This is a genomic window from Phenylobacterium sp., from assembly GCF_020253645.1.
Classification (GTDB): Bacteria; Pseudomonadota; Alphaproteobacteria; order Caulobacterales; family Caulobacteraceae; genus Phenylobacterium.
The window spans coordinates 1-9,055 of sequence record NZ_JADCBG010000172.1 but is presented as its reverse complement, the minus strand read 5'-3'; the positions used below and the strand labels follow the sequence as shown (position 1 = coordinate 9,055).

Sequence of the window (9,055 nt, the reverse complement as noted above, 5' to 3'; positions counted from 1 at the left end):
GTCCTGAACCGCATCCTGGCCGAGTACCAGAAGCGCTTCGGCGACCTGGCCGTCGCCGTGACCGAGGAAATGGGCGCCCCCTCCTCCCTCGCCCAGCGCGCCCAGGTGCCGATCGGCATGGGGCACCTGTCCACCGCCATCAACGTGCTCAAGGACTTCAAGTTCGAGGAGCAGCGCGGTCCGACCCTCCTGGTGAAGGAACCCATCGGCGTATGCGGCTTCATCACCCCCTGGAACTGGCCGCTGAACCAGATCGTCTGCAAGGTGGCGCCCGCCATCGCGACGGGCTGCACCATGGTGCTGAAGCCCTCGGAAGTGGCGCCCTTCTCCGGGCACATATTCGCCGAGATCATGCATGCGGCGGGCGTACCCGCTGGCGTCTTCAACCTGGTGCACGGCGACGGCCCCGGCGTGGGCGTGGCCCTGTCCAGCCACCCGGACATCGACATGGTGTCCTTCACCGGCTCGACCCGGGCGGGAATCGAAGTGGCGCGTAACGCCGCCGCGACGGTCAAGCGCGTGGCCCAGGAACTGGGCGGCAAGAGCCCGAACATCGTCCTTGACGACGACGCCTTCGCCAAGGGCGTGACCCGGGGCGTGGCGACCATGATGACCAACTCGGGTCAGTCCTGTAACGCGCCGACCCGGATGCTGGTGCCGAAGACCCGTATGGACGAAGCCATCGCCGTGGCCCGCGAGGCCGCTTCCCAGGTGACTGTCGGCGATCCTAACGGCAATTCCCAGCTGGGTCCGGTGGTCTCCGAGGTGCAGTTCAACAAGATCCAGAAGCTGATCCAGGCCGGGATCGACGAGGGCGCGACCCTGGTCATCGGCGGCACGGGCCGGCCCGAAGGGCTGGATAAGGGCTACTATGTGAAGCCCACCGTCTTCGCGAACGTCACCAACGACATGACCATCGCCAAGGAAGAGATCTTCGGGCCTGTCCTGTCGATCCTCGGCTATGATTCGGTCGATCAGGCGATCGATATCGGTAACGATACCGAGTACGGCCTGGCCGCCTATGTCCAGTCCGGCGACCTCGAAAAGGCGCGCAAGATCGCCTCCAAGCTGCGGGCGGGCCAGGTGTCCATCAACGGCGGAGGCGGCGACATGATGGCGCCCTTCGGCGGCTACAAGATGAGCGGCAACGGGCGCGAGTGGGGCGATTACGGCTTCCACGAGTTCCTCGAGACCAAGGCCGTCCTGGGCTACGCCCCGCAGGCCGCCGAGTAAGTCCGGCGCCGCCCCGGTCCGCAGCGACCGGGGCGGTCGCCCGATCCCCTGAATTCCAGCACCGCTCCTGCAGGACAGCGCCCCCATGCCCGAAGCCCCCTACATCGTCCTGCCCGAGCTGTCCTGCGCCGCGGACGTGGTCCGCCACCACGCCCGGGTCCGCCCTCAGGAGGTCGCCCTGGTCTTTCAGGACGAGCTGGTCACCTATGCCGAGCTCGACGCCCTGTCCTCGCGTTGCGCCAACGCCCTGATCGCAGCGGGTGTGAAGCTTGGCGAGAGGGTGGGGGTCCTGGCGCGGGGGAATGCGGATTTCTTCATCCTCTGGTTCGGCTGCCTGAAGGCGGGCGCCTGTCTCAATCCGGTGAACTGGCGTCTGGCGCCGCCGGAGGTGGCGTTTATCCTCAAGGATGCCGGCTGCCGTCTTGCGGTGGTCGGGGCCGACTATTCGGCGATGATCGAGGGCCTCGCCGGCGACCTGCCGGACCTGTCCACGCGCATCCAGTTCGAGCCGGGGCATGGCGCCTGGCCGGGCTTCCGCGACTGGATCGGCGCTCAGTCCGACGTTGATCCCCGGCGGGAGGCCAGGCCGGACGACGACGTCATCCAGCTCTACACCTCGGGCACCACGGGCCTGCCCAAGGGCGTCCAGCTGACCGAGGCCAACTACGCCGCCTGCTTCCGTAGCGCCAGCGCGGCCTGGGCGCTTATCGAGCCGGGCGACGCGACGCTGATCTGCATGCCGCTGTTCCATGTCGCAGGCGCCAATCTCGGCATTCTCGGACTGTTGATGGGCGGCCGCTGCATCATCATGCGCGAGGTCGACATCGGTCTCATGCTCCGTCTGTTCGGCGAGCATGGCGTGCGACACGCCTTCCTCGCCCCGGCCATCATCAACATGGTCCTGCAGCATCCTGACCAGGCCGAGGCCGACCTGTCGCGCCTCGACTATGTCTATTACGGCGCCTCACCGATCTCGGAGGAGGTGCTGACCCGGGCCCAGGCGCGGTTCGGTTCCCGCTTCATGCAGCTCTACGGCCTGACCGAGACCATTGGCGGGGGCTGCTACCTTCCGCCAGAGGCGCATGATCCAGCCCTCGGCAAGCTCCGCTCCTGCGGGCGCCCTTCGCCGGGTTACGAGATCCGGGTCCGCATCGATGGCCGCGACGCCGAGGTGGGCGAAGTCGGAGAGATCGAGATCCGCTCCGAGGGTGTGATGAAGGGCTACTGGAACCGGCCGGAAGCCAACGCCCAGTCCATCGACGCCGAGGGATGGTTCCGCTCGGGCGATGCCGGCTTCTTCGACGCCGACGGCTACCTCTTCATCCATGACCGCGTGAAGGACATGATCGTGACGGGCGGTGAGAACGTCTATCCCGCCGAGGTCGAGAACGCCCTCATGTCGCATCCCGCAGTGGCGGATGCGGCGGTGATCGGGGTGCCTGATGACCGCTGGGGCGAGGCGGTCAAGGCCATCATCGTGCTGAGGCCGGGCGTCACTCTGGACCCGGACTCGATCATCGCCCATTGCCGGGCCCAGATCGCCGGCTACAAGACCCCGAAGACCATCGACGTCATCGACGTCCTGCCGCGCAATCCCTCAGGAAAGGTTCTGCGGCGGGAGCTTCGCGAGCCCTACTGGCTGGGTCGCGAGCGCCGGGTCGGCTGACCCGCTGAAGCCATCAGGAGGACCGCCCATGGATCCGCACTTCAAGGCCATGCTCGACGCCGAGGCTGCCGCTGCGGCGGGCCAGCAGGCGCCGCCCCTCGACAGTCTCCCGGTGGAGATGGTCCGGGCCGGCTACGTCATGCAGCGCACCAGCCAGAACACCGGGGCGCCCAAGGATGTGGAGACCCGTGACCTCGAGGTGGACGGCGGGGCCGGGCCGATAGGTGCGCGCCTCTATACGCCCGCAGGCGCTCCGGCGACGACGCCGGGTCTGGTCTATTTCCATGGCGGCGGCTTCGCCATCGGCAACCTTGAGACCCATGACGGACATTGCCGGCGGCTTGCGGCCTACTCTGGCTGCAGGGTCCTGGCCATTGACTACCGGCTCGCGCCGGAGAACCCCTTTCCCGCCAGCCATGATGACGCCGTCGCGGCGACGAGGTGGGCCTTCGATCATGCCCCGGAGATCGGTTTCGATCCCGACAGGATCGGTGTTGGCGGATGCTCGGCGGGGGGCAATCTCGCGGCGTCCGTGGCGATCGACATGAAGGCGGAGCCGAGGCGTCGCCTGGTTTTCCAGATGCTCCTCTATCCGTACATCTGCCCGGAGACCGAGACGGAAAGCCGAAAGAGGATGGATGGCCCGCTCCTGACCAAGGCCGCCATCGACTGGTTCGTGAAGTGCCTTGCGGCCGATGGCCATCCCCAGATCGACAGGGTGATCCTGGGATCCAGCGTGGACATCTCGGCAACGCCCGCCGCCTATGTCGTGACGGCAGGATATGATCCCCTTCAGGACGAAGGCCGGGACTATGCACGGAGACTGGAGGCCTCCGGGGTCCCTGTTCGGCACGTCCACTATCCGGATCTCCTGCACGACTTCTACATCATGGGAGACGTGTCACCCGCGGTTGAGGTCGCCGCAAGGGAGGCCGCGGAGGCCATGAAGGCGGCCTTGTCCTGACTGTCGGGGGCGGTTCCGTCCCCACACGAAAGGCCTGAGTGAACCTGGCCGGTGAGGTCGACGGGGCTGCGCCCTTGCGGGGATCGCTCAACTCCGCCATTTCGCGGCCATGCCTGCCTCTGCGCATTACCATCCCGACCCGCGGCTTCCCCTGCTCGGCGCCGACTTCGCCGATCCTGTCCGGCCGGCGGAGTTTCCGCGGCTTGACCTCAGGTGGCGGAATGATCGGGCCGCCGAAACCATCGGTCTTTCGGAATTGTCAGATGTCGAGTGGGTCACCCATTTCGGACGCTTCGCCTCGCTTCCGGATAACTTCGTGACGCCGCTGGCGCAGCGCTACCACGGCCATCAGTTCCGAGTTTACAACCCTGATCTGGGAGATGGCCGGGGCTTCACCTTCGCCCAACTCAGGGAATCCGGTTCCGGGCGACTGCTTGACCTCGCGACCAAGGGCTCCGGGGTGACGCCCTGGTCGCGCAGCGGGGACGGTCGCCTGACCCTCAAGGGCGGAGTCCGCGAGGTTCTGGCCGCGGAGATGCTGGAAGCTCTCGGGGTTCGCACCTCAAGGGCCTTCTCCCTTGTCGAGACCGGGGAAGCCCTCTTCCGCCAGGATGAACCGAGCCCGACCCGTTCGGCCGTGCTTGTTCGCCTCAGCCATGGCCATATCCGCTTTGGAACCTTCCAGCGGCCAGCCGCCCTCGACCGCCCGGACCTGGTCCGGAAGCTGACGGCCTATACGCTGGACCATTACTTCCCCTGTCGTGCGGGCGACGCGGATCCCGGCGTGGCCCTGCTTGAGGAGGCGTGTTCGGCCGCGGCCAGGCTCACCGCCGCCTGGATGGCGGCGGGCTTCGTCCATGGCGTCCTGAACACGGACAACATGAACATCACGGGCGAGAGCTTCGACTACGGTCCTTATCGCTTCCTGCCGCGCAACGACCCCAACTTCGTCGCCGCCTATTTCGACCATGCGGGACTCTACAGTTTCGGGCGGCAGCCGGAGGCCGTGTTCTGGAACCTTCGGCAGCTCGCCGGCTGCCTGCTCGGTGTCGGGTCGCCAGAGTCGGCCCTCGTCGAGGTGCTGAACGGTTTCGGAGATCTCTACAGATCCTCGCTGGCGGCCGCAGTCCTCCGGCGATTGGGGGTGACATCGAAAGGCGCCGAGGAGGACTCCCGGCTCGTAAACAGCGCCTTCCGGGCCCTGGCCGCAGGCGGTGAGCGCCTGCGCTGGGAACCGTTCTTCTTCGACTGGTTCTGCGGAGACGAGGCGCGAGCGCTCTCAGGCCGGAGGGGGGAGGTCTATCGTCAGACTGAGTTCGATGACTTCAGGCGTCATATGTCGGATGCCATCCCGGATCGGCCCGAGCGGCTGAGTCATCCGCTCTTCAACCGTGAAGAGCCCGTCGAGCTCCTCTATGAGCGGATCGAGGCGGTCTGGGCGCTCATTGCCGAAGCCGACGACTGGTCTGGCTTTGAGGCCCTGTTGTCCGAGATCGCGGCGGCTCGCGCAGCGTGGGGATTCTAGGCCGGCGCCGTCTTGGGCCTCGCCGCCGCCTGGGCGAGGATCACACCGGTCAGCGCGATGATCGCGCCCGCCACTTGCCCCGGTCCCAGGACCTCCGCAAACAGGATCCATCCGAGGATCCCAGCAACGACGGGTTGGACCAGCACGACTATGGACGTCAATGAGGCGGGAAGGCGACCGAGGGCCCAGGCGATGGCGCCTTGCCCCGTCACGTGCATCACGCCAAGGCCCACGCATGCCGCCCACCCCCCTATGGTGGCTGGAAGCAGGCGTTCCCCCAGCGTCAAGGCTGCGACCAGCAGGAGGGGCGCCGCCGTGAGGCTTGACCAGAACATCACCTGCGCCGCGCCGCTGGTCGCGCGCGCGCGCTGTACAGCGAGGAAGTAGAGAGCATACCAAACGGCCGTCATGGCGGAGAGGGCGTCCCCCAGAGGAGGATTGACGCCCGGAAGACCCGGGTCACGGGCCAGGCTCATGAAGCTTGCGCCGCCGACAGCCAGAACAACAGCCGCCAGGAACAGCGGACGGATCCGCTCTCGGAAGACCAGCCACGCCACGCCGGTCACGATCACGGGGGTCAGGTTCGAAAGAACGGTCGCCTTGGCCACAGATGTCAGGGCGATGCCGTAGTGCCAGAAGGCGAGGTCGAGGGCGAAGGCGGCGCCCGCCAACACGAGGATCCAGTTCGGCGCCCCTATGCCACCGCTTCCTCTGCGGGTGAGCAGGGCGAGAAGCGGAAGGGCGAAGAGCATCCGCCACATTCCCACCGCGGCGGGTCCGGCGTCAGCAAGGCGTACGAGGATCGGCGCCAGCCCTATGATGCAGGCGCCTGCCAGAAGCACGATCAGGGCGGTCCGGCGAGCGGGGCTCCCGGCCTGCGCAAGGTCAGTCAAGATCGAGCTCCGCAATCAGCTGCTCAGGCGTGATCCCATGCTCGCGGATCGCCTGCAGGGTCTCGGCCTTGTCCCTCTTGGCGTAGCGCTTTCCGTCCGGCCCCACCAGCAGCCGATGGTGATGATAGACGGGTTCCGGGAGTTCGAGCAGGACCTGGAGCAGACGCTGAACGGAGGTCGCGCCAAAGAGATCCCTTCCCCGGACAACCCGGCTCACGTCCTGAAAGGCGTCGTCCACCACCACCGCCAGGTGATAAGCCACCCCGATATCCCTCCGCGCCAGGACAATGTCGCCAGCCAGATCTGACTGGGCGACCTGAAGCCCGGTCTCCCCTTCAGGGCCCTCTCCGGTCTCGAGAAAGGTCAGGGGCCCAACCCGGCCCAAGGCCTCCCGGACATCAAGTCGCCAGGCGAAGGGGTCTCCGTCCCCCAGGCGGCGGCGTTCTTCGTGGGAGGGCAAGCGTTCGCCGAAGAACACTGGCTCATCCCCGTGCGGAGCCCGGGTCATCACCTCGGCGACCTCACGGCGGGTTCGAAAACACCGGTAGGCCAGGCCGGCCGTGGTCAGCCGCTCCAGCGCCGCTTCGTAGGCGGCCCCGCGTTCGGACTGGCGCAGCAAGGGCCCGTCCCACGACACGCCCAGCCAGTCGAGATCCTCCAGAACGCCGCGCTCGAACTCAGGCCGGCATCGGATACGGTCTATGTCCTCGATCCGCAGGCGATAGACGCCGCCTGACCTCCGACAGGCGCGAAAGGCCGTCAGGGCTGAGAAGGCGTGGCCCCGATGGAGCCATCCGGTCGGGGAGGGGGCGAACCTGAAAACCGGTCGGGACACCGGACGCCGTCAAGCCACGCGGCGCCCTGAGGCGGGGCGGAACAGATCCAGCTGGCTGAAGATCGCCCGAAGGAAGGCGTCTTCCCCTCCGAGGTGGTTCCGAAGAGGTTCAAATTCCTTGAGGCTGACCATCTCGGCCACCCCGTGGGCCGCGCACCAGACAGCGGCCGCCGCAAGTTCAAGGCCGATCTCATCATCGGGGTCTATTCCAGACTCGATGAGCGTCTCGCAGACCAGCTTGTAAGCGCCTTCCTCCCGGAGCTTTTCAGGCATGGTCTCATGGTTGAGGCTGCAGGCGAACATCACCCTGTAGATGGCTGGGTTCGCCCTCGCAAAGTTCACATAGGCGACGCCCATGGTCACGAGACGGTTCGAGCCGGCCCCATCTGCGTCGAGGGCCGCCCGCATCTCGGTGGCGAGCTGGTCCCAGCCCTCCAGGGCCAGGGCGTCCAGAAGCTCGCTCTTGTCCCGGAAGTGGTGGTAGGGCGCCGCCGGGCTGACGCCCGCTTCCCTGGCCACGGCGCGCAGCGAAATGTCTGCATTCCCTTCCGCTTCTAGGAGGTGGCGTCCGGCCTCCACCAAGGCCCGGCGGAGGTCTCCGTGATGGTAGGGGCGGGTCTCTGCGGCGGCGGTCTGCATGAAATCTTAGTAAGGGTGTTCAGATTTCAGGGCAAGCCAATCTTGACAATGATCAGATGCACCCCATTTCGCAGGTGCAGCAAAAACAAGAGCTCCGATCGTCGGAGCACCAACTTAGAGGTGTGTTATGTCTCTCGCAAACGTCGAACGTCTCATTGATCGTCTGACTCCAGCCTTTTTCCTGGCCCCGGTCTTCGGCCTCGCCGTCGCGACCCTGGCCTTGTTTGGCGGATAGGCAGGGTCGGATCAAGCCTGACGCTTCAGGGCCCCTTCGGGGGCCCTTTTCCGTTCTGGCGCCCGCCTTCCCGTCTCCAGACACCCGCGCAAAAAAAGATTCAAGAGGCATCTTTACACTGCTCAAATACGATGTATCTTATCGGTGTTCAGTTCGAACGACCCGCTCCCCCGGGTTCTCAAACAAAGGTGATCCGCCATGTCCTCCCGCGCCTCTTTCATCACTCCCCTGTTCGATCATGCGACCCCCATCTTCCTCCTGGCTCTCACCCTGGTGGCCGCAATCGGAAACCTTCTCCTGGTCCTCGGCTGAGGGCCTGGCCCTCGATCCGGACCTCAGATTCGGTCCCTACGCTCAATGACTCTCCCCCCCTGGGGGCCCCGCCCGGGGCCCCCTTTTTTTGTCTCCGAACAGTCACTGTGCGCGGACCTGAGAATCGCTTCCATATCTGAGCAGTTTCATCCTGCCCTCGAGGGAGGCTCGACTTCACACCACGACGTCTGTCAGCCAATGGGCTCAAATCGCGGGAGCAGGGGGCCTTCCATGCAGGTTCTTGACCGCCCCCCGTCCGGATGGCCCGCCCTCGTCCTCAACGCCGACTATCGGCCGCTCAGTTACTACCCGCTGTCGCTTTGGTCCTGGCAGGAGGTGGTCAAGGCTGTCTTCCTGGACCGCGTCGATGTCCTGTCGACCTACGAGCAGGAGGTCCGATCCCCCGGCTTCTCAATGCGGCTTCCCTCAGTGGTGTCGCTGAAGGCCTATGTCGTTCAGGATCGCGCTCCCGCCTTCACCCGGTTCAATGTCTTCCTTCGCGACGGCTTCGCCTGCGCCTACTGCAGTCGGTCCGAGGACCTGACCTTCGACCACGTCGTTCCGCGGTCGCGGGGCGGACGAACGAGCTGGGAAAACATCGTAGCCGCCTGCTCCCGGTGCAATCTCGCGAAGGGCGGCCGTACGCCGGCCGAAGCCCAGATGTCGCTCCGCCGCCGGCCGGTTCGCCCCACCGCCTGGCAGCTCCAGGACCAGGGACGGCGATTTCCCCCCAACCACCTCCACCAATCCTGG

The 9,055-nt window shown here is 66.2% G+C and carries 8 protein-coding genes; 5 read left to right on the top strand and 3 right to left on the bottom strand.

Annotated features, from left to right (window positions below; genetic code table 11):
* The 4 genes from INE98_RS11400 to INE98_RS11385 form a co-directional block, all read left to right on the top strand.
* Positions 1-1,233 (top strand): aldehyde dehydrogenase family protein (locus tag INE98_RS11400; protein ID WP_293539053.1); only part of this gene is annotated, 1,233 nt, incomplete at its 5' end.
* Positions 1,234-1,318: 85 nt separating this feature from the next.
* Complete coding sequence (locus INE98_RS11395; RefSeq protein ID WP_293539052.1) at positions 1,319-2,899, top strand: long-chain-fatty-acid--CoA ligase; 1,581 nt, start codon at positions 1,319-1,321, stop codon at positions 2,897-2,899.
* Between the two features lie 28 nt (positions 2,900-2,927).
* Complete coding sequence (locus INE98_RS11390; RefSeq protein WP_293539051.1) at positions 2,928-3,863, top strand: alpha/beta hydrolase; 936 nt, start codon at positions 2,928-2,930, stop codon at positions 3,861-3,863.
* 109 nt (positions 3,864-3,972) lie between these two features.
* Complete coding sequence (locus tag INE98_RS11385; protein ID WP_293539050.1) at positions 3,973-5,388, top strand: protein adenylyltransferase SelO; 1,416 nt, start codon at positions 3,973-3,975, stop codon at positions 5,386-5,388.
* Here INE98_RS11385 and INE98_RS11380 read toward each other — a convergent pair.
* The 3 genes from INE98_RS11380 to INE98_RS11370 are packed head-to-tail and all read right to left on the bottom strand — an operon-like array spanning position 5,385 to position 7,755.
* Positions 5,385-6,281: a DMT family transporter gene (locus tag INE98_RS11380; RefSeq protein ID WP_293539049.1), complete on the bottom strand. Its 897-nt coding sequence runs from the start codon at positions 6,279-6,281 to the stop codon at positions 5,385-5,387. The two genes, INE98_RS11385 and INE98_RS11380, sit on opposite strands and share 4 nt — an antisense overlap.
* A complete protein-coding gene (gene gluQRS / locus INE98_RS11375) occupies positions 6,274-7,116 on the bottom strand; it encodes a tRNA glutamyl-Q(34) synthetase GluQRS (protein WP_293539048.1) in 843 nt (280 codons plus the stop codon). Before gluQRS ends, INE98_RS11380 begins: the two co-directional genes overlap by 8 nt.
* Positions 7,117-7,125: 9 nt before the next feature.
* Positions 7,126-7,755 carry a TetR/AcrR family transcriptional regulator gene (locus INE98_RS11370; RefSeq protein WP_293539047.1) on the bottom strand — a complete coding sequence of 210 codons (630 nt, stop codon included), beginning with the start codon at positions 7,753-7,755 and terminating at the stop codon, positions 7,126-7,128.
* A 778-nt stretch (positions 7,756-8,533) separates the two neighbouring features.
* Between INE98_RS11370 and INE98_RS11365 the strand changes: the two genes are divergently transcribed.
* On the top strand, positions 8,534-9,055 hold a 522-nt coding region (locus tag INE98_RS11365), incomplete at its 3' end, for an HNH endonuclease (protein WP_293539046.1).